Origin of the sequence: Polaribacter pacificus, assembly GCF_038024035.1 — a bacterium.
GTDB classification, from domain to species: Bacteria; Bacteroidota; Bacteroidia; order Flavobacteriales; family Flavobacteriaceae; genus Polaribacter; species Polaribacter pacificus.
Map to the genome: position 1 here is coordinate 1,645,476 of NZ_CP150664.1, position 25,319 is coordinate 1,670,794.

Consider the following 25,319-nt stretch of genomic DNA (forward strand, 5'->3'; position numbering starts at 1 on the left):
TTTAGACCTTTTTTTTAGCTCTAAAAAAAGCAGCTTTAAGAAGTGTGTATCTGAGTTCACTTTTTTTAAAACTCAAAAAAATGATTTTAATTTTAAACCCAATGAAATCAAGGGGTTTTAAAAAAAATAAAACACAAAACACTGTTAATCAATGTTTTGTGTTTCTGTTTTTTATGCGGTTTTCAATCAAAAAAACTTCATTTTGTTAAAAACTTCGAGCTTTTGTGAATAAGTATGGCTTTCTATTTCATTCAATTTTTCCAATCTTTGTTAACGTGTTTTCCATGACACATACAAACACTAAGAACACTTAAATATTCACTCAACAGATGTCTGCAAAAGAACCAATTTTACAACACAACGACAATAGATTTGTTATTTTTCCAATTCAACATACAGATTTATGGGATTGGTATAAAAAACAGCAAGCCTGTTTTTGGACTGCTGAAGAAATTGATTTGCACTCTGACATTGTTGATTGGAATACTAAGCTAACAGATGAAGAGCGTTATTTTATCAAGCATATCTTGGCCTTTTTTGCTGCTTCTGATGGGATTGTTAATGAAAACTTAGCAGAAAATTTTGTAAATGAGGTACAATACTCTGAGGCAAAATTTTTCTATGGTTTTCAGATTATGATGGAGAACATCCATTCAGAAACCTACTCTTTACTAATAGACACCTATGTAAAGGACGAAGTGGAAAAAGACAAATTGTTTAATGCTATCGAAAACTTTCCTGCTATCAAAAAGAAAGCTGAATGGGCATTAAAATGGATAGAATCTGACTCTTTTGCTGAGCGTTTAATTGCATTTGCAGCCGTAGAAGGAATTTTCTTTTCTGGTGCATTTTGTTCTATTTTCTGGCTAAAGAAAAGAGGACTTTTACCAGGTCTTACCTTTTCTAATGAGTTAATTTCTCGTGATGAAGGGATGCATTGTGATTTTGCTGTGCACTTGCACAACAATCACATTGTAAATAAGGTTCCAAAAGAACGTATCAAAGAAATTATTGTAGATGCCCTAAACATCGAAAGAGAATTCATTACAGAATCATTGCCAGTAAGCTTGATTGGGATGAACGCAAAATTGATGACTGAATACTTAGAATTTGTAGCAGACAGACTATTGTTAGAGTTTGAATGTGAAAAAGTCTATGACTCTAAAAACCCTTTTGATTTTATGGAGATGATTTCTTTAGAAGGAAAAACAAATTTCTTTGAAAAAAGAGTTTCAGAATACCAAAAAGCTGGGGTAAAATCTGGAGGTACCGGAAGCATCAGTTTTGATGCTGATTTTTAAAAGCAATAAGCTTTTTTAAAAGAATTCAAAAAACAGAAGATTTATAAAATCTTACGCTATAATATAATTGCCAAAAAGTGGATGTTTTGGCGACCCAAGTAATCAACAAACCAACAAAAAAGAATAACTATGTATGTACTAAAAAGAGACGGAAAAAAAGAGCCGGTGATGTTCGACAAAATCACTGCCAGAGTAAAAAAAATGTGCTATGGATTAAACCCTATAGTTGATCCCGTAAAAGTTGCAATGCGAGTTATTGAAGGTTTGTACGATGGTGTAACCACTCCAGAGTTAGACAACTTGGCTGCAGAAACTGCTGCAACCATGACTACTGCACATCCAGATTACGCTAAGTTAGCTGCTAGAATTGCCGTTTCTAACTTGCATAAAAACACCAAAAAGTCCTTTTCAGAAACCATGGACGATTTGTATTATTATGTAAATCCACGTACAGATAAAAAAGCACCTTTGTTGGCCGATGATGTGTATAAAATCATCAAGGATAATGCAGAAAAATTAGATTCAACTATTATTTATAACCGCGATTTTAATTACGACTATTTTGGTTTTAAAACCTTAGAGCGTTCGTATCTATTAAAATTAAACGGAAACATAGTAGAGCGTCCACAACACATGCTAATGCGTGTGGCTATCGGAATTCATAAAAATGATATTGACGAGGCTATCGAAACTTATGAGTTGATGAGTAAAAAATATTTTACCCATGCTACACCAACTTTATTTAATGCAGGAACTCCAAAACCACAAATGTCTTCATGTTTCTTATTACAGATGCAAGATGACAGTATTGATGGAATCTACGATACCTTAAAACAAACTGCTAAGATCTCTCAATCAGCAGGTGGTATTGGTTTGTCTCTACACAATGTACGTGCAACTGGTTCTTATATTAGAGGAACCAACGGAACTTCTAACGGAATTGTCCCAATGCTAAAAGTGTTTAATGACACAGCGCGTTATGTAGATCAAGGTGGAGGAAAAAGAAAAGGATCTTTTGCTATGTACTTAGAGCCTTGGCATGCTGATATTTTTGATTTCTTAGATCTAAAGAAAAATCACGGAAAAGAAGAAATGCGTGCAAGAGACTTGTTTTACGCAATGTGGGTTCCAGATTTGTTTATGAAACGAGTACAAGAAGACGGAATGTGGACCTTAATGTGTCCTAATGAATGTCCGCACCTTTTTGATTCTTACGGCGATGAATTTGAGCGTTTGTATGAAGGATACGAAGCTGCAGACAAAGGAAGAAAAACTATCAAAGCAAGAGAATTGTGGGAAAAGATCTTAGAATCTCAAATTGAGACCGGAACTCCTTACATGCTATATAAAGATGCCGTAAACCGTAAAACAAACCACAAAAATTTAGGAACTATTCGTTCTTCTAACTTGTGTACAGAAATTATGGAGTATACAGCAAATGATGAAGTTGCCGTGTGTAACTTAGCATCTATTGCACTTCCTATGTTTGTTACCGAAAAAGAAAACGGAGAAAAATTCTTTAACCACAAGAAATTATTTGATGTAACCAAAAAAGTTACACGTAATTTGGATACGGTTATTGATATGAATTACTATCCGGTAAAGGAGGCAGAAAACTCTAACTTCCGTCACAGACCTGTTGGTTTAGGAATCCAAGGTTTGGCAGATACTTTTATCAGCCTGCGTTTGCCATTTACATCAGAAGAAGCAAAAAAACTGAATCAAGATATCTTTGAAACCATGTATTTTGCTGCAGTTACCTCATCGATGGAAATTGCAAAAGCAAAAGAGCCGTACTCTACCTTTAAAGGATCACCAATGTCTGAAGGAGAGTTTCAGTTTAACATGTGGGGAATTAAAGATGAAGAACTAAGCGGTAATTGGGATTGGGCTAAATTGCGTAAAAATGTTATGAAGCACGGAGTTAGAAACTCTTTATTAGTAGCGCCTATGCCTACAGCTTCTACTTCGCAAATTTTAGGAAACAATGAAGCTTTTGAACCTTATACCTCTAATATTTATACAAGAAGAGTACTTTCTGGGGAGTTTATTGTAGTTAACAAACACCTTTTAGAAGACTTGGTAGAGCTAGGCCTTTGGGATAACAACATGAAAGAAGACATCATGCGTGCCAATGGATCTATCCAACATATAGAAAAAATTCCAGCAGAATTAAGAGAATTGTACAAAACTGTTTGGGAGATGAGTATGAAAGATATTATTGATATGGCTCGCCATAGAGGATATTTTATCGATCAATCTCAATCGTTAAACTTGTTTATGAAAGATCCTGATTTTGCAAAATTGACTTCTATGCACTTTTATGGATGGAAATCTGGATTAAAAACAGGAATGTACTATCTAAGAACAAAATCAGCAGTAAACGCAACACAGTTTACCCTGTCTAAAGAAAAAAAGACTGAAGATATTGAAGAAGTTGAAAAACCAATGTCTCCAGAAGAATTCAAAGCGATGGTTGAGGCCTCTAAAAATGCAGGCCCAGATGATTGTTTGATGTGTGGTTCTTAATCAAAACCCAAACCTCGTGTACCGCTCAGGCAGTACACAACTAAATTAAATTAAAAGTTGTTCGATAAAGAGAAGCCGAGAGGCTTCTCTTTTTTTTTAACTTTTAGCTGCAGCCAAAAATCAATTTTGTAAATTTACTACCTAGAGTCATCGGTAAATAATTTGCCGTTCGGCAAAACAAAAATTTATATGATGCAATGGGAACAACTCCTTTCGTTAAAACGTTTTGGAGATACAGAAAAACGCCACAGAGCGAAACAAGATGAAACTCGATTGGGTTTTGAAGTTGATTTTGACCGAATTATATTTTCATCTGCTTTTAGAAGCCTGCAAGACAAAACACAGGTGATTCCTCTTTCTGAAACTGATTTTGTACACACAAGACTTACCCACAGTTTAGAAGTATCAGTTGTAGGAAGAACCTTAGGGAGGCGCGTAGGAAAAGTGCTCTTAGAGCGACACCCTCACTTAGCTGACCTAGGATATACCTTTAATGATTTTGGCGCTATAGTAGCAGCTGCATCCGTTGCACATGATATCGGAAACCCACCATTTGGACATTCTGGAGAAAAAGCCATCGGAGAATATTTTGCTTCTGGCCAAGGTCAACGCTTTAAAGATCAGTTAACCGCAAAAGAATACCAAGATCTTATAGATTTTGAAGGAAATGCCAATGGCTTTAAAATTTTAACAGAAAGCAGAGAAGGTGTTTTAGGAGGCATTCGATTATCGTATGCAACCTTAGGGACTTTTATTAAATACCCTAAAGAATCGTTACCTAAAAAACCGACTTCACACATTGCAGATAAAAAATACGGAGTTTTTCAGTCAGAAAAAGATGCCTTTCTTGATTTGGCAAATGATTTAGGGCTTAAACAAAAATCAACCACAGACCTATCGTATTACAGACATCCTTTAGCCTATTTGGTAGAGGCTGCAGATGACATTTGTTATACCATTATTGACTTTGAAGATGGGATTAACTTAGGCTTAATTGATGAAGAATTTGCTTTAGAATACTTAATAAAATTGGTAAAAAACACCATCGACATTAAAAAATACCATTCTTTACAGCACAAAACAGATCGGGTAAGTTATTTGCGTGCATTGGCAATAGGTGTCTTAATTAATGAAGCTGTTGATCTATTTTTAGCCAACGAAACACAAATAATGCAGGGTGATTTTGATAAATCATTGCTTGATAAATGCGCTTACGAAGCACAGATTAATGACATTATCAATCTAAGCATCGATAAAATTTACAAGAGTAAAGAAGTGGTAGAAAAAGAGATTGCGGGCTATCGTGTTTTAGGAAAACTACTCGATGTTTTTTTAAGCGCCGTCTACAACAAACATGAAGGAAAAGCCTCTAATTACGACCGTTTGATCTTGCAAATGCTTCCAAAAGAATACCAAACTCCCGTAGAGAATAATTATAACCGCATACTAATGGTTTGTAGCTATGTATCAAGAATGTCAGACAGTTACGCTATCCGTTTGTATAAAAAAATTGAAGGAAACAGTATATAATCGGCTAAGATTATTGCTATATTTGAGCAGTTCTAGAATTTAAAATAGACACACATGAAAAAAAAATTACTATTGGCCATCCTTGTTATTGTTGCAGCAGGAGCTATTTTTACCCTAAGCAACAATGAATCTGAAATAGAAATTTTGCGTAAAAAACATGCAGAATTCTTAAAAAATCACCCTTACAATAAAACACTTGCTTTAACTAAAAAAGAAAGAAAAGCAAACGCAATCCCTCCGAACAAATATTTTGAACAAGAATATTTGTTAGAGATGAGCCCAAGTACTGGAAAAACATATCCTTTAAACTATATAGAGGTTCAAGCCGCTTTACAAAAAAGTAGACCTAGCCTAAAAGTCCCTGGTGATCAAGGGAATGCATGGGTAGAAAGAGGACCTAACAATGTAGGTGGTCGTACTCGTGTAATACTGTTTGATCCGAACGACGCCAACCACAAACGTGTGTTTGCAGGAGGAGTTAGTGGTGGTTTGTGGGTAACTAATGATATTACTGCAGCTAATGCTACTTGGACACGAGTGGGGATTGATGAAAATCTTTCTGTAAGCTGTATGACAGTTGATCCTAACAATAGTCAAATTATGTATGTGGGTACTGGAGAGTCTCAAACAGGAGATGATGCCGTAGGAAACGGTGTGTGGAAGTCTATCGATGGAGGAAGTACTTGGACACACGTGTTTGCACCTAGCATAACCTCTGGCACAAAAGAGAGTCGTTTTTTCTATATTAATGATATTATCGCTTGGAACAATCCTGGTTCTAACCAAACAGAAGTGTTTATCGGGGTTGCGGGAGCTTATTATGGAGAAGGTAATGCATGGATTGGCTATGAGCCAACAGGTTTGTACAAATCTATCAATGGCGGTACTAGTTTTTCAAAAATTACGCTGCCTGCAATTCCAGGAGAAACAAGTATTTATGAGCCCAATGATTTTGAAACAGGAGCAGACAACACCTTATGGATAGGAACAGAAAGAAACGCCTATGGTCATGGTGGTGGAAGTATTTTAAAGTCTACAGATGGTACAAGTTTTAGCTTGGCTTATGCTGTTCCAAATGCTAGAAGAACTCTAATTGCAACTTCTAAAACCAATAAAGACAAACTGTACGTTTTAGCAACCACACCAAACTCTGCCAATAAAGTACAAGGTTTTTACACCACCAATAGCTTTAGTTCTGTTACCTTAATGGGACAACCTAGTGATGCTGATACAGACATCACTGCTGCTGATTTTACCAGGGGACAATATTGGTATGATTTAGTATTAGAAGTAGATCCAGTAGATGATAATAAAGTATATGTTGGAGGGATTGATTTGTTTAGAAGTACCGATTTAGGAGCCAATTGGAAGCAGATCTCAAAATGGTCTAACAACAACAATCTTGCTGCGCTAAATGTACCAACGGTTCATGCCGATCAACACAGCTGGGCTTTCCATCCAACCAATCCAAACATAGCTTTGATTGGAAATGATGGAGGTGTTTATTACGCAAGTTCTTTATCTGGTGCAGAAAGCACAACCACTGCTATTGAAGCTAAAAATAGTGGTTATAATATTACCCAGTTTTATCATGGAGAAATAGGGCAATCTGCGGCCAATGAGTTGTTAGTTGCTGGAGCTCAAGACAACGGTACCCAATTTTTAAATGGTGCCACAGCAGGGATCAATTCATCTACAAGAGTATACGGAGGAGATGGAGCCTATTCATTTATAGACAAGGATGGAGAATATATCATAGTGTCTTATGTTTACAATGTAAAAGCTCGTTTAAATTTACCATATACAGGTGCAGGAACTACCTTAGAAAATGACCAAACAACAGGAAGCTTTATCAACGTACAAGAGTTGGATGATAATTTAGATATTTTATACTCTAATGGATCAAAAACCAATGATGCTGGTACTAAAGTATATGATAGTATTATCCGTTATACCGGCATTAAAAATGGTCAAAATTTGGTAAAAAAGAATATTGGAAACGCACTCTTAGATGGTAACAGTACCGCTCTAAAAGTATCTCCATTTACCACAACTTCTACTACCTTATTTGTTGGAACCGATACGGGTAAACTACTCCGTGTAAAAAATGCCAATGCTATTAGTCCTAGTTGGACAAATATAACAGGCGCCTCTTTTGTGGGTAGTATTTCTGATATTGCTTTTGGAGCCAATGAAAATGAAATTCTAGTTACCTTTCACAATTACGAAGCTAAAAATATTTGGTATACAGATGATGGAGGTATCACTTGGCAAGAAAAAGAAGGTAATTTCCCTGACATTCCGGTAAAAGCAATTATTATGAATCCACTTAACAACAATGAAGTTATTATTGGTACCCAACTAGGTGTTTGGAGAACAGGTAATTTTAAAGATGCTTCACCAAGTTGGTCACATGCTTATAATGGGATGTCTAATGTAAAAGTAACCTCTTTTGATTTGCGAACAGCAGACAATACAGTCCTAGCAACCACCTATGGTCGCGGAATGTTTACGGGACAATTTAGTGCTCCTGCTGCCTCTGTAGATGATGTACTTGCAGACACCAAAGTGTTTACCCTATATCCTACAGTTTCTGATGGTAATTTTACCCTTTTTGCTAAAAATACCTTAGGAAAAGCAACCATGAACATCTTTGATATGGCAGGAAAACAAGTATATACAAAAAAGGTAGACTTTAATCAAAACAGCAGACAGGCCATTTCTGTTCAGTTGAGTTCTGGTGTATATATTGTAAACCTACTTGATGAAAATAACAAAAAATCATCAGGAAAGTTAATCATCAAATAAATAGGATTTTTATCTTGATAAAAAAGCGATTCATAACGAATCGCTTTTTTTTATAAGAATTTTTGAATGCTTTTTAAGATTTCATCAGCAGAAATTCCAACCTGCTCTTGCAGTTGTTGCACAGTGCCGTGATTGATAAAACGATCAGGAACTCCCAAAATTTTAATAGTATTTGCATAAGCATGTTGGTTAGCAAACTCGAGTATTGCTGTCCCAAAACCACCCTTAACAGCGCCATCTTCTACCGTGATAATATGCGTATAATCTTTAAAAATATCATGCAATAAATTTTCATCTAAAGGCTTTACAAATCGCAGATCATAATGCCCTACTAAATGATTCGGCTTTAGTTGTTCGATGGCCTTTGTACAATTCACAGCAATGGCTCCTAGCGACAAAACAGCCACTTTAGTTCCTTTTTCTAGCTGAACACCTGTACCTATGGCAATCGGCTCAAAATCTTGCTCCCAAGCACTTAAAACACCTCTACCTCTTGGATATCGAATCGCTATGGGATGCTTGAGCCCTAATTGAGCTGTATACATGAGGTTGCGCAATTCTAATTCATTTCTTGGCGCACACACAATTAAATTAGGAATGCATCGCAGATAAGCAATATCAAAAACCCCATGATGTGTTGCCCCGTCTTCTCCAACCAAACCTGCGCGATCAATACAAAAAACAACAGGCAAATCTTGCAAGGCAACATCGTGGATAACCTGATCATAGGCGCGTTGTAAAAAAGTAGAGTAAATGGTACAAAAAGGAATCAATCCTTGGGTAGCCATACCAGCCGCCAAAGTAACAGCATGCTGTTCTGCGATTCCCACATCAAAGGCTCTGTCTGGATAGGTTTCAAAAAGCAATTTTAAAGAACTCCCCGTTAACATGGCAGGAGTGATTCCTACAATTTTTTTATTCTCTTTCGCCAAGCTTACCAGTGTTTTTCCAAACACATCTTGATATTTAAGTGGCAAATGATCTGTGTTTACAGAAAGTACATCGCCAGAAACCTTGTCAAACTTGCCTGGAGCATGATACTGTACTTGATTTTCTTCGGCTTGTTTTAAACCCTTGCCTTTGGTAGTAATTACGTGTAAAAACTTAGGTCCTTTTACTGATTTTAACCGTTCTAATTCTGTGAGTAATTCATCAAAATTATGTCCATCAATTGGGCCAGAATAATTAAAATTTAAGGCTTTGATGATGTTGTTTTGTGCTGCTAATTTTTTATCTCCTTTTACCTTGGTTAGATAAGCTTTTAGAGCCCCAACTGATGGGTCTATTCCGATGGCATTGTCATTTAAAATAACCAATAGATTGGCATCTGTAACTCCTGCATGGTTTAATGCCTCAAAGGCCATTCCGCTAGCAATAGATGCATCGCCAATAACAGCAATATGTTGCTTTTGCTGATCACCTTTAAGTTGAGAAGCCAAGGCCATTCCTAAGGCTGCAGAAATCGAAGTTGAAGAATGCCCTACGCCAAAAGTGTCATACTCGCTCTCGCTGCGTTTTGGAAAACCAGAGAGCCCACCCAACTGACGATTGGTGTGAAACAAGTCTTTTCTTTGCGTTAAAATTTTATGTCCGTAGGCCTGATGCCCCACATCCCAGACCAACAAATCTTCTGGGGTTTTAAACAGATAATGCAAAGCAATGGTCAGTTCTACAACGCCAAGACTTGCTCCTAAATGCCCTTCTTTTGTCGCTACGATATCAATAATAAACCTCCGAAGTTCTTTTGCCAAAATGGGCAATTCTGAAGGCTTTAACTTACGCAAGTCTTCTGGACAATTTATATGTTCTAATAAGCTTTTTGACATAAAACAAAAGTACGAGTTTTATAAATGATTTGCTTTTCGTAATATTGAAAATATTTTGAAAAAATGATCCAAGCCTTTGATGACGCATATTTTATGAACAAGGCCTTGCAAGAAGCTCAATTGGCTTTTGACCAGGGAGAGGTTCCTGTGGGTGCTATTATCACTTTTAAAGATCAGATAATTGCCAGAGCACACAACTTAACAGAAACATTAAATGATGTAACTGCCCATGCAGAAATGCAAGCATTTACTGCCGCTGCTGATTTTTTAGGTGGAAAATATCTAAAAGACTGCACCCTGTACGTAACCTTAGAACCTTGTCAGATGTGCGCAGGAGCTAGTTATTGGACTCAAATTGGAAAACTTGTCTATGGTGCTTCAGAGCCAGAACGCGGTTTTGTAAAACTACAAACCAAACTACACCCTAAAACCAAAGTGGTTAAAGGCATTTTAGCCGAAGAATGCGCCACCTTATTAAAGCGTTTTTTTATTGAAAAGCGCAATTTAAATTAAAAAGTGTGCCTCTAAAGACACACTTTTAGCAAGCTTTTTATTTGTCTATTATTTTAACTTTATCAATTTGAACGGTGGTGCTTACAATGCCGTCTGCACCTAAATATTGAAACCCAAGGTAAAAATCTCCTGTTAAACAGGACAAAGAAATTTCTCCAGACTTGGTAAATTTGGCACTGTATCCAGCGCTTGGTCCTTCTGATAAGAAAGCATCTAAGGGAGTCCATTGCGCCTTGGCTGGATCTCCAGTAAAATCTGTAGACACAAAAACTCGTAAGGCTGTCCCGTTATCATAGCCAGTATTGGTTTCAAAACTTAGCAGTGCTTGGTTATTGGCTGCTAAAGAAACTGGTGGTGAAATTAGCCAAACCTCTAAAGGGTTTTCTCCAGAATCATAAGCAGACAGCTCCATAAATCGATTGCCATTAGTGGTTTTTGGCTTAAAAACAGTACTGGCTTTATTGCTGTTTATATTGCTCCAACCAGCAGCTAACAAGCTTTCATTATTGCTGATGTTTTCAAAATCTTGGTACAGTAAAATAGTAGATCGATTTACCTCTGCTTTTTCACAAGCTAAATAATTAGGGTCACAACGATCAGCATCAGTAAAAGAAAGTGCCTCTGGACTGTTGAGTATCATCACCAAAAATTTACCTGTATAATCCTTGCTTAAAATACCATCAACAGAACCTCTTCCTTGTGGTAACATCACAGATTTAAAACTTGCAAACGTACTGGTTTTCAGACGGATATTGGTACCCGTTTTACAATCCCTAAGGAGTCGAAAACCATCAAACTCATCATTGATCTCTCCTGCAAAACTTTTTTCTAATTGATTTTTTTCAAATTGTTGCTGTTCAAAACGAACAAAGGTGTTGAGCTGTGCTTCTGTAATGGCTTTTACATCTACTATTTGTGGTTCTAAAGACTGCCACTCTGTAGATTTAATCAAATGCTCTTTGATAAGGCTAGACGGAATAGCTACTAAGTCTGATCGCTCTACAAAACCCAAGGTATAAATACCTGGAGATGAATTTGATGGATCTGGACTGGTTTCTCCATCATCATAAGAAACAGATAGACCGTCTAGTTTTATATAGAGCTTACGCCCAATTTCAAACAACTCATTTAGCGATGGGTCATTTAATAAAATAGCAATTCCTGCCTCTGGATTTGCAGCCTTGTCTTGAACAATTAATTTTTTATAAAAATTTCCTGTTGCATCTGTTGATACCACATAAGCTTCTGCATAAAGTGGACTCTCGTAAATGGGAAAAGTATACAAAAGATCTTGATTAGATGCATAAGCCTGATTCAAGGCATTTTTTATCATACTAATATTGGTATTTGCCTCAATATTGGGTTCTTCTATGAGCAAATCAGGAAGGTCAAATTTATGAAATGGTGAACAAGATAAAATCAAGTTTAAAATAAGAAAAGTTCGTAAAAATTGGATATATGTTTTCATAGCAATATGTGTTTAAAATTAAAATCGAAAATTGAGATTGATAAAATAAGAGGCTCCTCTCCCATACCAATATTTGGCACCAAATACAGGTATATCGAGTGCTTTGTCATCGCGAAGACTTCTAAAGTTTGCCGATCTTGACTGTTCAAAACCACCTGTTTTGTAAATCGTATTAAAAAGATTGTTTACAGAAACAAAAAGGCTTAGGTACTTGTTTTTTAACTTCCATGAGGCTCCACCAATTAAGTTGACAGTTAGATATGGGTCAAATTGCTCTTGGTTTAGAAGTATTTTAGCCAGTTCTGGATCATAATCATTAAAAGGTATCCCAGAATCATTTGCAAAATTATTCGTTCGAGTTAGCGGAGCAACATCAATAAAAATCTTATCAAAATAATTGACTGTTGCTCCTATCCACCAATAAGCTGGGTCATTATAAGAAAATCCGAGAGAATAGGCTTGCTGAGGCCCTGAGGCCAATCGGTAGTTTTTTAAAAAAGCGGGTCGTGAGCTAAACTCAAACGCAGCATCTTCTGATTTCAAGCTCAGTGTTGGATTGTTGTTGTAAATATATTGCGCAAGACTGGCAACAGCTTTAAGACTTAAAGAGGATGTTAATTGTGTTTCTAAAGCAAACTCTAATCCGCTATGGTTTTTATCAATTTCCGTAAGCTGTTCTTGTACAAAGGCAGCATCTCCACGACCAGAGCCAGAAATCCCATCGGCATAATAAAAGGAGACTTCGGTTGCATTTCTGATGGCAGTAAAAAAACCTGTAATACTAGCCTGAATTCTAGGATTCCTAAGCTTATAACTCAGATCAGCACTTGTAATAGTCTCTAAACTAAGATTGGGCACAAGTTCTTGATGAACCCTCGGATTTGTAAACACCGTATTTAGCTTTGGAGCTCTGCCCATATGTCCAAAATTCAGTTGTAAAAGATGTCTCCCAGTAAGTTTGTGTAAGGCTCCAAACTTAAAACCATAACTACTAAAACTTGAGATCTTTGATGGACCAAAAGAACTGTCTGGAAATTTAGCGTTTTGATACTGCCCTATTCGCTGATATTGGGTTTGACCAAACTGACTTGTGGCAAAAAAATCTGTTTTTAAAGTATGGTATTTAAACTGGGCAAAAGCACTTAATATGCTTGTATTTAACTGATACTTATATTTAAAATCATCTCCTTCGCTTACGATTCTGTTAGGTTCCAAAAGGTTGTTTTGCTGAAGTGGGTATGCTGCGTATGAATCAACATCTAAAAAACCAGTAGCTCCAAATAGATCAAGCACCTTTGCATAATACGCTGATGTACTTTTTGTGTACAATACGTTTGCTTGTACGCTACTTTTTGGATTTAATGCGAGTTCATAGATGCTATTATAAGTCCATTGATTGGTATCGCTGCGATCATCATACAACAGATAGGCTGCAAGACCTTTATTTTGTGGCTTCGCATTGGCAAGATACAGTCGACTCCAATCCAATTGACCATCTTTTATAAATGTTTTTTCAATGTCATAAACATTGGGGAGCCCTTGTCTTAAAGCATAGCTTGGCAATTTTTGATAATAGCTTGGGTCTGGATTTGAACCTCCTAAACTAACAAGATAGGAACCTTCTATCTGGCTCCCTGAAAAATCAATTCGACTATTGGTTTGTTTTCCAAATTGATAGCTAAGATTTGTTTGTAAAGTACTGCTGCTCGATAAATTCCAATAATGATTAAGCATCACAATGGGTTCTGCAATTTCTTTGATACGAGAATTTCTGATTTTCCCTTTTTGAAACCCCCAGTAGGCGTTGTATTTTAATCCTTTTAGATTAAAAACCTCCTCTGTATTTGGAGATGATTTTCCTCTTTTTACAGGTGTAAAAATGCCTGTTATATTGATGCTGTGTTTTGGATTGATTTGTTTTTCTATACCTATAAAAACAGCATTGGCATCATACATGGTACCATCTGAATAGCCTTCTTTTGCAATTCGCTTACTAGCAGAAAAGGCAAACGCCCAACCCTTTTTAATAAGCCCTGTAACATAGGTGGCCATTGTTCTATGTACATAACTTCTATTAGACAAAGCATAAGAGACAGCACCTCCTGGTCTTAGTGCTGAGGCTCTAACATTAATTTGTGTACTGCCTAAAAAACCGCCAAAACCCGAATTTGAAGCACTTAAGCCAGCAGAAAACTCTTGATTTCTCAAAACCTCATTTAGGCCTCCCCAATTGCTCCACTCGGGTCTTCCGTGCGAAACCTTGTTCATGGGGACCCCGTTTATTAAAACGGTTCCATATTCTGAATCGAGCCCACGTATTCTAAAAAAAGAAGAGCTAAACTCAAAAGCCGCTGTCCGTAAAAAAAGGTCTTTGGACGCCTGTAATAAGCCCACAATATTGTCTGCAGAACCAATATCTTCATCCAATTCATCATCAGTCAAACTAATGATGTTTGAGTTTGTTTGTTCTTCCATTTTTTTTTGCAGTCTCAATGTACCAAGATCTATGGGCGATCCAGTAAAAAGAAGTGAAAACTGCTGAGCTTGGTAGCCATCGTACTGAAGATACAGTACTTGATTTCCTGTTGGTAGTTCTTGGAGTATAAAGACTCCTTTTGGGTCTGTTTTGGTTGTTTGATTCTGGAGGCTAACCATTACCCCTTGGAGGGGCTTGCTGGTTTGATTGTCAACCACAATGCCTCTAACGATGTTCTGAGCTGAAATTTGCGTAAGGCAAAGCGCAGCAAAGAACATCGTTGCGATGTTTCTTTTCATAAAATAGCAATTTTTGTTTTAAAGATATAAAAAATATATGAATGACTATCAGGTAGTTACCTAAAAACGACTGTTGAAACTTCGATGATATTTTGTAAATTTGTAAGAAAAGCTATTTATTATGAAAAAGATTTTGCTAGCAAGTTGCTGGCTCTTCCTTGTTGTTCAAGGAACTGCCCAAGACAGATCTAAAGACTACAGTATTAGAACTGTGGCCTTCTACAATTTAGAAAATTTATTTGATACCATTAATGATCCCAACACCTATGATGAGTCTAGTCCTATCTTATCTTTAAAGGCAAATAAATCAAAAGTATACTGGGACAAAATAAACAAACTAGCCAGTGTGATTGCTCAAATTGGGGCCGATAAAGCCAATACTGCACCCAGCTGTATTGGACTTGCAGAGGTTGAAAACCAAGAAGTTTTAACAGACCTTATTCAGAGTAACTATTTACAGAGGTATGGCTATGAAAGCATCCATTATGATTCTCCAGATTCGCGTGGGATTGATGTGGCTTTCTTGTATCAAAAAAAACATTTTAACCCCATTGATCACAAGCCTTTTACGCTGTTGCTCTTTGATCAAAACAAACGAGTTTATACCAGAGATCAATTGCTGGTAACAGGGTATTTAGACGATGAATTAATGCATTTTGTTGTAAATCATTGGCCATCGAGAAGAGGTGGAGAAGCCAAAAGCAGGTACCTGCGTGAAAAAGCAGCCTATCTAACCAAAACCATCATAAGCCCCATACAAGAGCAAGAGCCCGAGGCTAAAATTATTGTCATGGGTGATTTTAACGACGATCCTATTAACAGTAGTTTTAAATCTGTCTTAAATACACAAGCCTCAAAAAATAACCTGGCTGATGAAGCTCTTTATAACCCCTACGAAGCACTTTTTAAAAAAGGATACAGCACCTTGGGATATCGAGATCAAATTAATTTATTTGATCAAATTATTCTGTCTGCTTCTTTAATCGCGCAGCAAAAAGAAGATCATAAAAACTATTTTTTATACAGAGCTACTATTTTTAACAAGTCTTTTTTAACAAGCCAAAAGGGCAAATACAAAGGCTATCCTTTTCGGAGTTTTTCTAATGGTGGGTACACTGGAGGCTATAGTGATCACTATCCGGTATATGTTTTCTTAATAAGAGAAAAAAAGAGATAAAATATTGTTACCTTGAGAAATTAAAACAATGTACATCATTGTATATTACACGCAAAAAAAATTAAATGGAAGCACCTAATTTATTGTACATAAAGAATCTGTCTGATGGTGATACTGATTTTGAACAAAAGCTCCTAAATATAATTAAACATGAGTTTCCAATTGAGAGAAAAGAATATTTGGACAATATTTGTAACAATAATTACAATTTAGCAGCATCGAATGTTCATAAACTAAAACATAAAATTAGTATTTTAGGCCTTTTAAAGGGCTCTGAGACTTCAGTAGAATTCGAAAATAATTTATTAAAAGGAGATACGAGTCTTCAAGATGAATTTGAATCTATTTTAGATCTCATAACTAATTATCTAGAAAATACAAATTGAAAATAGGCTTATGGATTGTATTATAATTGATGATGAAACAACGGCAAGGGCTATTATGGGACAGTTATGCTCAAAAGAACCTAGTCTAAATATGGTAGCAGAATTTTCGAATGCGATTGAGGCTATTAAATATTTAAATCAAAACCCTGTCGATCTTATTTTTCTAGACATACATATGCCTGGTTTTACAGGCTTCGATTTTATTGAAACTCTAAAAAGTTTACCAAAAATAATCTTAACAACCTCAGACCCTAACTTTGCCATTCAAGCTTTTGAATATGACTGCATTGTAGATTATTTAGTAAAGCCCGTAACAGCAGAGCGTTTTCTGAAAGCTGTTCAAAAAGCAAATTCTAAAATTCTAAATCAAGAAACGATAATTACGTCTTCAGAAAATACAGAAGCTTCATCCGTTCATGATTTATATGTCAATATTGATAGGAGGTTAATAAAAATAGATATTCCTAGCATCTACCTAATTGAAGCAAAGGGTGATTATATACTCATCAAAACAGAAGACAAAAACTATACTGTCCACTCTACTTTAAAAAAAATTGAAGAAAAATTACCGGATCAATTGTTTTTAAAAGTGCATCGTTCTTTTGTGATAAATATTAAAAAAATAATTGATATTGAAGACAATAGCGTTCTTATTAAAAAAGACGTGATCCCGGTAAGTCGTTCTAATAAGTCTGAGTTAATGAAGCGATTAAATTTATTATAATCCACCTCTTTAAATTTCTTCCTTTTTAAGATCTTTTAAAACCAATTGTATAGAGGTTACACCGTTCCATTCATTGGGTTCTAAGGTATAAGCAATATCAAAAGAATTTTCAATCAATGACACTTTAGACCCCAAACCAAAGCCAATTGCGTTGTAGGTTTTAGGGTCTGATCCGTCTATCAAATTGAGCTTTAAATGGCTTTTATCAGCTCCAACCTGTTTGCCATAACCATTGTCTCGAACACTGGTTGTACAAAAAACAGGCTTGTGATTCATTGGTCCAAATGGAGCCATCTGATCTATAATTCGGTATAATTTTGGGCTAATATCACAGAGGTCTAATGCCGCATCAATACGGATTTCTGGGCTGCGGGATTTTTCTGTGATTGTTTCTTTTACTACTGTTTCAAATGCCTTCTTAAAAGCTTGGTAATTCTCAGGAAGTAAGGTAAGACCAGCAGCGTACTTGTGTCCACCAAATTGTTCTATCCATTGAGAACATTTGTCCAAGGCTTCATATACATCAAAGCCACTGACTGATCTTGCTGAGGCGGCTAAATAATCTCCGCTTTTTGTAAAGACTAAGGTTGGTCTATAATACTTTTCAATCAATCGAGAAGCGACAATCCCGATTACCCCTTTGTGCCAATCTTCTTGATACACTACAGAGGTATAGTTGTCTTCTTCTTTGTTTTCTACAAGTTGAGCAAGTGCTTCTTGGGTGATTTTTTGATCCAGCTCTTTGCGTTCCGTATTGTTTTTTTCAATGGCAGCAGCCAAAACCTCTGCCGTTTCTAGATCCATCTCTGTTAATAATTCTACAGCGTAATTACCGTGTTTGATCCGTCCTGCTGCATTGATTCTTGGGGCAATGACAAAAACCACATCAGTAATCGATAAGGTCTTTTTTTTAAAATTTTGTATTAGCGCCTTTACTCCTGTTCGGGGTTGCTCATTTAAAACCTTCAATCCCAAAGAAGCCAGCACTCGATTTTCTCCATTCATCGGAACAATGTCAGCAGCAATGGCAATGGCTACCAAATCTAAATACGGAATAAGTTCTTCAATGCTTTGCTGACGTCTAGCTCCTAAGGCCTGAACTAATTTAAAGCCAACCCCGCAACCACATAACTCATCAAACGGATAGGTACAGTCCTCTCTTTTTGGATTTAAAACAGCGACCGCTTTTGGAATTTCTGGCCCTGGCTTGTGGTGATCACAAATAATAAAGTCTATTCCTTTTTTACTGGCATAGGCAACCTTATCTATAGCTTTGATTCCACAATCTAAAGCAATGATTAGTGAAAAATTATTGTCTTCTGCAAAATCAATCCCTTGATATGAAATTCCGTACCCCTCTTGATAACGATCAGGAATATAGGTAGCAATCTGTGGGTAATAGCTTTTAAGATAGGATGAGACTAAAGAAACTGCCGTGGTGCCATCTACATCATAATCGCCATAAATTAAAATATTTTCTTCTTGTGCAATGGCCTTTTCGATGCGTTGTACAGCCACATCCATGTCTTTCATTAAAAAGGGATCATGAATGTCTTTTAAAGTTGGGCGAAAGAATTTTTTTGCCTCGTCATAGCTTTCAATACCTCTTTGGATGAGTAGCTGTGCTAGAATTGGGCTAATTGATAATTCATTCGCTAAGCTGGTAATTTTTTCTTTTTCAGGGAGCAATTTTAAGGTCCAACGCATAGCAGTTTTTTTTATAATTCTATTTATTCATTTTCATGCATCTGTATTTCTGTCGTTACTTCTGCAAATTGACGAAACATCTCCATCACACCACAATAGCGTTCTACAGATAAGTTAACGGCTTTTTTTATTTTGTCTTCTTGTAGGTCTGACCCATAAAATTGATATACCAAATGTACTTTGTGATAAAACTTTGGATGCTCATCTGTAAGCTCGCCAGTCACCACCATTTTAAAATCTTCTACCTCAGCTCTCATCTTTGTTAACAATGAAACTACATCAAGCCCAGTACAACCAGCTAATGACGACAACATCAGAGCTTTGGGTCCATAGCCTTGTAAATCACCATTATCTGCAGAAGCATCATAGAGTGTTAATTTATGACCGCTTGGATTGTCTGATTCAAATTGCATTTTTTCTTTCCAAACAGTTGTAATGGTATTTGTCGTCATAATCTTGATTTTTTTTTGTTTCTTGTGTGCTAATTAATACACAAATTTAACATAAAAAACTACATTATGCCATTAGTAAGCCCATTATCAGCAGAGCACGATATAGAAACTCAAGAGTTGGCAGAATTTTTTAACGAAACTTTAGGATTTTGTCCAAATTCTGTTTTAACCATGCAAAGAAGACCTGCAATTTCAAAAGCTTTTATCAATTTAAATAAGGCTGTAATGGCCAATGATGGCAGGGTTAGCTCTGCTTTAAAAAGAATGATCGCTTGGGTTTCAAGTAATGCTACTGGATGTAGATATTGCCAAGCACATGCCATTAGAGCAGCAGAGCGCTATGGTGCAGAACAAGAGCAATTAGACAATATTTGGGAGTATAAAACCCATGCAGCTTTTTCTGATGCAGAACGTGCAGCCTTAGATTTTTCACTTGCGGCCTCTATGGTGCCAAATGCCGTTGACGATACCATTAAGACTGAGTTGTACAAGTATTGGGATGAGGGAGAAATCGTAGAAATGCTTGGTGTAATTTCTTTATTTGGTTACTTAAATCGATGGAATGATTCTATGGGAACCTCTATAGAAGACGGTGCTGTTGAAAGTGGAGAGCAGTATTTGGGCAAACACGGATGGGAAAAAGGAAAACATCAATAAATTTGCTATATTTGGAAACAAGTTTTAAAAACTTAAAATAATTTACAAACAATTATTAACTAATTACAATGAAAAACTTATTTAGAATCTTCGTATTATTTGTTCTAACAAGTAGTGCACTGGTCGCGCAAAACAGAGACGCGGTTATCGAAAACATTATCAAAGAAGAAACCAACAATTCACAGCTAAAAAACTTAGCACATGAATTGTTTGATGTTGTTGGTCCTCGTTTGGTAGGAACTCCAAACATGCAAAAAGCCAATGATTGGGTAATTAAAATGTATAAAAGTTGGGGTATCGAAGCCAGAAACCAAAAATGGGGTGAATGGCGTGGATGGGAACGTGGAATTACCCATATTGACATGCTTTCTCCAAGAGTACAATCTTTAAAAGGAACTCAATTAGCTTGGAGTGCTAGTACAAAGAAAGGTGGAGTAAAAGGAGAGGTAGTAATGATGCCTACTTTTAATTCAAAAGCAGATTTTGAAAAATGGTTAAAAACCATCAAAGGGAAATTTGTATTAGGTTCTGAGTACCAACCAACTGGAAGACCAGACTACAACTGGCAAGAATTTGCTACGCCAGAATCATTTGAAAAAATGAGAAAAGAGCGTTCTGCAATTGCTAGCGAGTTTAGAAAAAACATTGGTAGAACAGGATACAACTCTCGTGATTTTAAAACAGCAATTGAAAATGCAGGAGCTGTTGGTATGATTGAGTCTCGTTGGTCTAACGGATTTGGAGTTCAAAAAATCTTTAGCTCTAGCTTAAAAAAGATTCCTACTATTGATTTAGAATTAGAAGACTACGGAATGTTATACCGTTTGGCAAAAAGCGGTTCAAAACCAGAAATTCATGTAAATGCACAATCTAAAGAATTAGGAAAAGTTCCAGTTTTTAACACGATAGGTGAAATCAAAGGAACTGAAAAACCAGATGAGTATGTATTGCTTTCTGCACATTTAGATTCTTGGGATGGTGGAACTGGTGCAACAGATAACGGAACCGGAACTTTGGTGATGTTAGAAACTATGCGTGTTCTTAAAAAAATGTATCCTAACCCAAAAAGAACTATTATCGTAGGTCACTGGGGATCAGAAGAGCAGGGATTAAACGGATCAAGAGCCTTTGTTGAGGACAATCCTGAAATCGTTAAAAACATTCAAGCTGCATTTAACCAAGATAACGGTACTGGTAGAGTTGTTTCTATTACTGGTTCTGGATTTTTACATTCTTATGACTACTTAAACAGCTGGTTAGCTCCAGTTCCTAGAGACGTAAGAAAACACATCAAAACTTCTTTCCCTGGTAGCCCAAGTGGAGGTGGATCTGACAATGCTTCTTTCTTAGCAGCAGGAGTTCCTACTTTTAACTTAAGTGCATTAAACTGGTCTTACTGGAACTATACATGGCACACAAACAGAGACACCTATGATAAGGTTGTTTTTGATGATGTACAAAACAATGTAATCTTAACTGCGATCTTAGCTTATATGGCTTCTGAAGATCCAGAAAGAGCTTCTAAGGTAAAAATTCAATTACCGGTTAGCCCAAGAACAGGGAAACCTGGAGTATGGCCAACACCACGTTCTCCACAAAGAAAAGGTGGTTTAGACTAATCTTATTTTTATAGAAAATAAAAACCTCACCAACTGGTGAGGTTTTTTGCTTTTATAAAGATTTCTTTTTATCTACTCTTTAAATAATTTTCTTAAAGTTTTGACTATAAACATCTTAAACCTTGTTTTTCAAAAAAAAAAAAATACCTTAGCCTTTAGTGAAACAAAAAATGAGAATTATGAAAAAACTACTTTATGTATGCCTTGCAATTGTTTTAGCAAGTTGTACAAAAAACCAAGAAGAAGAGTTCAGTGCAATAAACATGGATAACGTTGTTTCATTTGCTGTAGTAAATGCCAATAATGAAGATTTATTAGATTCAAGCAACCCCAATGCAATTGATTTGACGACCTTACGTGTTTATTATTTGATAGACGGTGTTAAAACAGCAGCAAATACAGGGTCAGATAATCCTAATGGATTTTATAAGTATCGAGTTAAGCAAGCAAATGACTCTTACAAGTATAGATTGCGTGTTTTTTTAAATCCTACGGTTACCAATCAGCAACCTAAAAACACAACCATTATAGAATGGAATAATGCAAATAATGACACCCTAGAAGCAAGGTATCGAGTTTACAAGAATTCACCCGTTAGCTTATTGGAGTTTTGGGAAAACGGGCAATCTCGTTGGAAAGTTCAAGATCAAAATACCAATCCAACAAGATTGATAACACTTGTAAAATAACATGATAAAAAAACCTCACCAACTAGTGAGGTTTTTTTATACAATTTAATATAGTGCTTACTTTATTCCTTTAAAGCACGAATCATTTCTTCTGCTGTTTTTTGTAGTTGATCAACTGCGGCAGTCTGTACTGCACTAAGTACACTTGAATCTGATACCATATCAGAAGTACTGTTAATGGCACTTACATACCAATCTTTCCAAGTATTGATAATGGTAATTTGCAGATCTAAGGTTTCGCCTTTTTGCATGGCTAATTTTCCTTGTTTTAATTCTTCTTGCAAACGCTCTGTTGCGGCTGTCGTAATTTCTTTGATGATCTCTTGAGCAGTTCCTTTGTCAGAATTTATCAAGGTATATGCTGCTATCAATGCCGTGGTTCCTACATTTTTAAGTGTGGTTTGAGAAACCTTGTCTATACGATCATTGTCTGTATGGTAAAATTGATCTGTAAAATGCCAAAATAACACACTTGGAATGTTCCCTCTTAAAAACGGTACGTGATCACTACCACCTTCATAAGGATTGGTAGCAACTACCCAATTGGCAAGTTTTCCTTGAGCTTTAAATCTGTTGATAAGAAAGTCATTTAAATAATGAGGCTTCATCTGATCTAACTTCATTTTACTACCACCCCATTCTGTATGCTTGTCATTTCCACGTGTCCAAATTGCACTTGGGTCTGGCATTTTTTCAATTAAAAAAGTACCTCCTGTTTTTTCTGTATCCTCTCCAACCATGTCTAAAGAAATACCCCACTTAATATCTTTGGCTCTAATGCTGTCTTCTTTTACATATCTTCCTGTTGATACAATTTCATCTCCCCATAAAAAGCTAAGTGTTCTCTTTGGAGCAAGTTTGCCTTCTTGAATAAATTTTGCTGTTAAGCTTGCCATCTCTAAAGCTACCCCCACACCTGTTGCATTATCATTGGCTCCTGGTTCTTGAATGTGAGAACTAAAAACCAAACGCTCTTTTGGGTTTTCTTGCCCTTTTATATCGGCAACTATGGTCAACTCTTCAGAATTGTAAATTTTGGTAGCAACATTTACAGTAAGCGTAACTTTTCCTTGACTCAATTTTGATTTTAATCGCTCTTTTGCGGCATAAGACATGGCAATACCCCAAGCCTTATTTACAGTATCTAATGAGATAGATCTAAACTGAATAGAGGTGGTGTTTTTTTCTGGCTGTAAATACCCTGGATTGTTATAGGTCATGACACCAACTGCACCACCATTCTGAACAGCAGTTCTATAAATACGCCCTGGGCTCGTTTCTGCAAAAACGATTTTCCCTTTCACATTGGTACTTGCAAGTTTTTTAAGATCTTTAATATAAACAACCTCTGCTGTAACTCCTTCTTTAGGTGTGCTGTAAGAATACATGGCAATCATATTTCTATTACTGCTGTGTTGTAATAAGGGTTTATCGTCACCAAGTATCATTACTTTGGCATCTACAGACTCCCAAGTAGGTCTTTTAAGAGGTCTTTTTTCTATTCGATAGGTTAGCACATCTGTATCGGTAGCATTTTCTTCTAGCACATAACCGGCTTTTTCTAAGTGCTCTGCGATAAAATAAACGCTTTTATCAAAACCAGTGTTTCCAACCACACGCCAATATTTTTCTACAAATGAAGTGGTTTCATAAGCCAAATCTCCCGTAAATTCTCGGTTAATTTCTGCTGAGTATTCTGAGGTTTTTAATTGTTTGCTACAAGAGGCGAATGTTATAGCCGCTACAAGGGTAAAAAAAAGTGCTTTTTTAAACATGATCTGTGGTTTGATTATTATTTTAAAGTGTAATAGTACAAAAATTTAAGAAATAATGCTGGCAACGGTCTTTTTAAAGTAAGGCAATACCTCCTTTTCAAACCAAGGGTTCTTTGTAAAGCATTAAATACTATTAATTGTCATTCCGAACACTACTGAAATATATTGATTGAAAGTATCTAGCGAAGCAATTGAGGTGGAATTTCATAAAATAGATAAGCTGAAACTAATAATTTACAGATTTCTCAATCGCTAAAAAGCTCATTTCGAAATGACATTAATTCTAAATTATGTTATTTCTTTCCCTCAACCACAACAACAATTTCTCCTTTCGGAGCTTTGTTGGTATAATGCGCCAACACTTCGGTTGCAGTTCCTCTAACGGTTTCTTCAAACATCTTAGTCAATTCTCTAGAAACAGAAACCTGTCTATCTGCTCCAAAATATGCTACAAAATGTCCTAAGGTTTTTACCAATTTGTGTGGTGATTCATAAAAAATCATGGTTCTTGTTTCTTCTGCCAATACTAACAAGCGCGTTTGTCTTCCTTTTTTTACAGGTAAAAACCCTTCAAAAACAAATTTATCATTGGGCAATCCAGAGTTGACCAAGGCTGGTACAAAGGCAGTGGCTCCTGGCAAGCAATCTACTTCTATCTTATTTTCTACACAGGCTCTGGTTAGCAAAAAACCAGGATCAGAAATGGCTGGTGTACCCGCATCAGAAATCAAAGCGCAGGTTTCACCATTTTTTAATCGATTTAGCACCCCTTCAATGGCTTTGTGCTCATTGTGCATATGATGACTGTACATGGGTGTAGCAATCTCAAAGTGCTTTAATAGTTTTCCGCTAGTCCTAGTGTCCTCAGCCAAAATAAAATCAACTTCCTTTAAAACACGGATGGCTCTAAAAGTCATATCTTCTAGATTGCCTATTGGGGTTGGAACTAAATATAGTTTACTCATTTTTTAATTTTCAGTTGTGTATCAAGAAGTTAAATAGATTCATATGTTTCTAGGGTAATATCAGCAATCACATTACCTGTATGCTTAATATTTAAAGGCTCAAACAACAATATATGAACCTCTTCTTTGGCTATGGGTTTATGCTCAACTCCTTTCGGTACTATATAAAATTCACCTTCGTTTAATTGAATCGTTTTGTCTCGCAAAACAATATCCAGAGAGCCTTTGATCACCATAAACAACTCATCTTCATCATCGTGTTTGTGAAAAACAAACTCACCTTTTAGTTTTGCTAATAAAATTTGTTGTCCGTTGAGCTCTCCTACTTTTTTAGGAGACCAATGCTCAGAAAACAGCTTTAGTTTTTCTTGAATATTAATTACACTCATAAATACAAACTTACAAAGATTTTATCGGA

General features: G+C 36.2%; 19 protein-coding genes. 11 read left to right on the forward strand and 8 right to left on the reverse strand.

The genetic code is table 11. The annotated features are described in order from the left end of the window. Positions 1-329 precede the first annotated feature (329 nt). The 4 genes from WHC90_RS07460 to WHC90_RS07475 all read left to right on the forward strand — a co-directional run bounded on the left by WHC90_RS07460 (position 330) and on the right by WHC90_RS07475 (position 8,168). Positions 330-1,301, forward strand: a complete 972-nt coding sequence (locus WHC90_RS07460) for a ribonucleotide-diphosphate reductase subunit beta (RefSeq protein WP_188597851.1) — start codon at positions 330-332, stop codon at positions 1,299-1,301. A gap of 129 nt (positions 1,302-1,430) precedes the next feature. Further along, positions 1,431-3,830: a ribonucleoside-diphosphate reductase subunit alpha gene (locus WHC90_RS07465; protein ID WP_188597852.1), complete on the forward strand. Its 2,400-nt coding sequence runs from the start codon at positions 1,431-1,433 to the stop codon at positions 3,828-3,830. Positions 3,831-4,022: 192 nt separating this feature from the next. Next, positions 4,023-5,360, forward strand: coding sequence for a deoxyguanosinetriphosphate triphosphohydrolase (locus tag WHC90_RS07470; protein WP_188598585.1), 1,338 nt, complete (start codon positions 4,023-4,025; stop codon positions 5,358-5,360). Between the two features lie 54 nt (positions 5,361-5,414). Further along, entirely contained in the window at positions 5,415-8,168 is a 2,754-nt protein-coding gene (locus WHC90_RS07475; protein ID WP_188597853.1) for a T9SS type A sorting domain-containing protein, read from the forward strand. A 50-nt stretch (positions 8,169-8,218) separates the two neighbouring features. Here the strand turns inward: WHC90_RS07475 and dxs are convergent, their stop codons facing one another. After that, complete coding sequence (gene dxs, locus WHC90_RS07480; protein WP_188597854.1) at positions 8,219-9,994, reverse strand: 1-deoxy-D-xylulose-5-phosphate synthase; 1,776 nt, start codon at positions 9,992-9,994, stop codon at positions 8,219-8,221. Between the two features lie 63 nt (positions 9,995-10,057). On the opposite strand from dxs, the gene WHC90_RS07485 reads away from it, so the two are divergent. After that, positions 10,058-10,507: a nucleoside deaminase gene (locus WHC90_RS07485; RefSeq protein ID WP_188597855.1), complete on the forward strand. Its 450-nt coding sequence runs from the start codon at positions 10,058-10,060 to the stop codon at positions 10,505-10,507. 37 nt (positions 10,508-10,544) lie between these two features. Here the strand turns inward: WHC90_RS07485 and WHC90_RS07490 are convergent, their stop codons facing one another. Both WHC90_RS07490 and WHC90_RS07495 read right to left on the reverse strand, forming a co-directional pair. Then, entirely contained in the window at positions 10,545-11,975 is a 1,431-nt protein-coding gene (locus WHC90_RS07490) for a DUF5689 domain-containing protein (RefSeq protein WP_188597856.1), read from the reverse strand. Positions 11,976-11,993: 18 nt separating this feature from the next. Then, positions 11,994-14,750, reverse strand: a complete 2,757-nt coding sequence (locus WHC90_RS07495; RefSeq protein WP_188597857.1) for a carboxypeptidase regulatory-like domain-containing protein — start codon at positions 14,748-14,750, stop codon at positions 11,994-11,996. 121 nt (positions 14,751-14,871) lie between these two features. Here WHC90_RS07495 and WHC90_RS07500 point away from each other — a divergent pair, with 121 nt between their 5' ends. From WHC90_RS07500 to WHC90_RS07510, 3 genes are all read left to right on the forward strand, one after another. Then, the gene (locus WHC90_RS07500) at positions 14,872-15,927 is read left to right on the forward strand and encodes an endonuclease/exonuclease/phosphatase family protein (protein ID WP_188597858.1); all 1,056 of its coding nucleotides are present in this window, start codon (positions 14,872-14,874) and stop codon (positions 15,925-15,927) included. A 65-nt stretch (positions 15,928-15,992) separates the two neighbouring features. After that, positions 15,993-16,313 carry an Hpt domain-containing protein gene (locus WHC90_RS07505; protein ID WP_188597859.1) on the forward strand — a complete coding sequence of 107 codons (321 nt, stop codon included), beginning with the start codon at positions 15,993-15,995 and terminating at the stop codon, positions 16,311-16,313. A gap of 10 nt (positions 16,314-16,323) precedes the next feature. Beyond that, positions 16,324-17,037 (forward strand): LytR/AlgR family response regulator transcription factor, encoded by a 714-nt coding sequence (locus WHC90_RS07510; protein WP_188597860.1) that lies wholly within the window; start codon positions 16,324-16,326, stop codon positions 17,035-17,037. Between the two features lie 9 nt (positions 17,038-17,046). Here the strand turns inward: WHC90_RS07510 and recJ are convergent, their stop codons facing one another. Then, the gene (gene recJ / locus WHC90_RS07515; protein ID WP_188597861.1) at positions 17,047-18,744 is read right to left on the reverse strand and encodes a single-stranded-DNA-specific exonuclease RecJ; all 1,698 of its coding nucleotides are present in this window, start codon (positions 18,742-18,744) and stop codon (positions 17,047-17,049) included. A 23-nt stretch (positions 18,745-18,767) separates the two neighbouring features. Next, positions 18,768-19,196: an OsmC family protein gene (locus WHC90_RS07520; protein ID WP_188597862.1), complete on the reverse strand. Its 429-nt coding sequence runs from the start codon at positions 19,194-19,196 to the stop codon at positions 18,768-18,770. Positions 19,197-19,262: 66 nt separating this feature from the next. On the opposite strand from WHC90_RS07520, the gene WHC90_RS07525 reads away from it, so the two are divergent. The 3 genes from WHC90_RS07525 to WHC90_RS07535 all read left to right on the forward strand — a co-directional run bounded on the left by WHC90_RS07525 (position 19,263) and on the right by WHC90_RS07535 (position 22,161). Beyond that, complete coding sequence (locus WHC90_RS07525; RefSeq protein WP_188597863.1) at positions 19,263-19,853, forward strand: carboxymuconolactone decarboxylase family protein; 591 nt, start codon at positions 19,263-19,265, stop codon at positions 19,851-19,853. A 68-nt stretch (positions 19,854-19,921) separates the two neighbouring features. Then, the gene (locus WHC90_RS07530) at positions 19,922-21,472 is read left to right on the forward strand and encodes a M20/M25/M40 family metallo-hydrolase (RefSeq protein WP_188597864.1); all 1,551 of its coding nucleotides are present in this window, start codon (positions 19,922-19,924) and stop codon (positions 21,470-21,472) included. A 179-nt stretch (positions 21,473-21,651) separates the two neighbouring features. After that, a complete protein-coding gene (locus tag WHC90_RS07535) occupies positions 21,652-22,161 on the forward strand; it encodes a hypothetical protein (RefSeq protein WP_188597865.1) in 510 nt (169 codons plus the stop codon). Between the two features lie 62 nt (positions 22,162-22,223). Here the strand turns inward: WHC90_RS07535 and WHC90_RS07540 are convergent, their stop codons facing one another. The 3 genes from WHC90_RS07540 to WHC90_RS07550 all read right to left on the reverse strand — a co-directional run bounded on the left by WHC90_RS07540 (position 22,224) and on the right by WHC90_RS07550 (position 25,290). Next, positions 22,224-23,936: a M28 family peptidase gene (locus tag WHC90_RS07540; RefSeq protein WP_188597866.1), complete on the reverse strand. Its 1,713-nt coding sequence runs from the start codon at positions 23,934-23,936 to the stop codon at positions 22,224-22,226. A gap of 293 nt (positions 23,937-24,229) precedes the next feature. Further along, the gene (gene rsmI, locus WHC90_RS07545) at positions 24,230-24,901 is read right to left on the reverse strand and encodes a 16S rRNA (cytidine(1402)-2'-O)-methyltransferase (RefSeq protein ID WP_188597867.1); all 672 of its coding nucleotides are present in this window, start codon (positions 24,899-24,901) and stop codon (positions 24,230-24,232) included. A gap of 29 nt (positions 24,902-24,930) precedes the next feature. After that, on the reverse strand, positions 24,931-25,290 hold the full coding sequence (locus WHC90_RS07550; RefSeq protein ID WP_188597868.1) for a cupin domain-containing protein: 360 nt from the start codon (positions 25,288-25,290) through the stop codon (positions 24,931-24,933). Positions 25,291-25,319 lie beyond the last annotated feature (29 nt).

Excerpts from the sequence above, each read along its gene's own strand:
- WHC90_RS07460 (WP_188597851.1), top strand. The coding sequence starts at position 330 with ATGTCTGCAAAAGAACCAATTTTACAACACAACGACAATAGATTTGTT.
- WHC90_RS07465 (WP_188597852.1), top strand. The coding sequence starts at position 1,431 with ATGTATGTACTAAAAAGAGACGGAAAAAAAGAGCCGGTGATGTTCGAC.
- WHC90_RS07470 (WP_188598585.1), top strand. The coding sequence starts at position 4,023 with ATGCAATGGGAACAACTCCTTTCGTTAAAACGTTTTGGAGATACAGAA.
- WHC90_RS07475 (WP_188597853.1), top strand. The coding sequence starts at position 5,415 with ATGAAAAAAAAATTACTATTGGCCATCCTTGTTATTGTTGCAGCAGGA.
- dxs (WP_188597854.1), bottom strand. The coding sequence starts at position 9,994 with ATGTCAAAAAGCTTATTAGAACATATAAATTGTCCAGAAGACTTGCGT.
- WHC90_RS07485 (WP_188597855.1), top strand. The coding sequence starts at position 10,058 with ATGATCCAAGCCTTTGATGACGCATATTTTATGAACAAGGCCTTGCAA.
- WHC90_RS07490 (WP_188597856.1), bottom strand. The coding sequence starts at position 11,975 with ATGAAAACATATATCCAATTTTTACGAACTTTTCTTATTTTAAACTTG.
- WHC90_RS07495 (WP_188597857.1), bottom strand. The coding sequence starts at position 14,750 with ATGAAAAGAAACATCGCAACGATGTTCTTTGCTGCGCTTTGCCTTACG.
- WHC90_RS07500 (WP_188597858.1), top strand. The coding sequence starts at position 14,872 with ATGAAAAAGATTTTGCTAGCAAGTTGCTGGCTCTTCCTTGTTGTTCAA.
- WHC90_RS07505 (WP_188597859.1), top strand. The coding sequence starts at position 15,993 with ATGGAAGCACCTAATTTATTGTACATAAAGAATCTGTCTGATGGTGAT.
- WHC90_RS07510 (WP_188597860.1), top strand. The coding sequence starts at position 16,324 with ATGGATTGTATTATAATTGATGATGAAACAACGGCAAGGGCTATTATG.
- recJ (WP_188597861.1), bottom strand. The coding sequence starts at position 18,744 with ATGCGTTGGACCTTAAAATTGCTCCCTGAAAAAGAAAAAATTACCAGC.
- WHC90_RS07520 (WP_188597862.1), bottom strand. The coding sequence starts at position 19,196 with ATGACGACAAATACCATTACAACTGTTTGGAAAGAAAAAATGCAATTT.
- WHC90_RS07525 (WP_188597863.1), top strand. The coding sequence starts at position 19,263 with ATGCCATTAGTAAGCCCATTATCAGCAGAGCACGATATAGAAACTCAA.
- WHC90_RS07530 (WP_188597864.1), top strand. The coding sequence starts at position 19,922 with ATGAAAAACTTATTTAGAATCTTCGTATTATTTGTTCTAACAAGTAGT.
- WHC90_RS07535 (WP_188597865.1), top strand. The coding sequence starts at position 21,652 with ATGAAAAAACTACTTTATGTATGCCTTGCAATTGTTTTAGCAAGTTGT.
- WHC90_RS07540 (WP_188597866.1), bottom strand. The coding sequence starts at position 23,936 with ATGTTTAAAAAAGCACTTTTTTTTACCCTTGTAGCGGCTATAACATTC.
- rsmI (WP_188597867.1), bottom strand. The coding sequence starts at position 24,901 with ATGAGTAAACTATATTTAGTTCCAACCCCAATAGGCAATCTAGAAGAT.
- WHC90_RS07550 (WP_188597868.1), bottom strand. The coding sequence starts at position 25,290 with ATGAGTGTAATTAATATTCAAGAAAAACTAAAGCTGTTTTCTGAGCAT.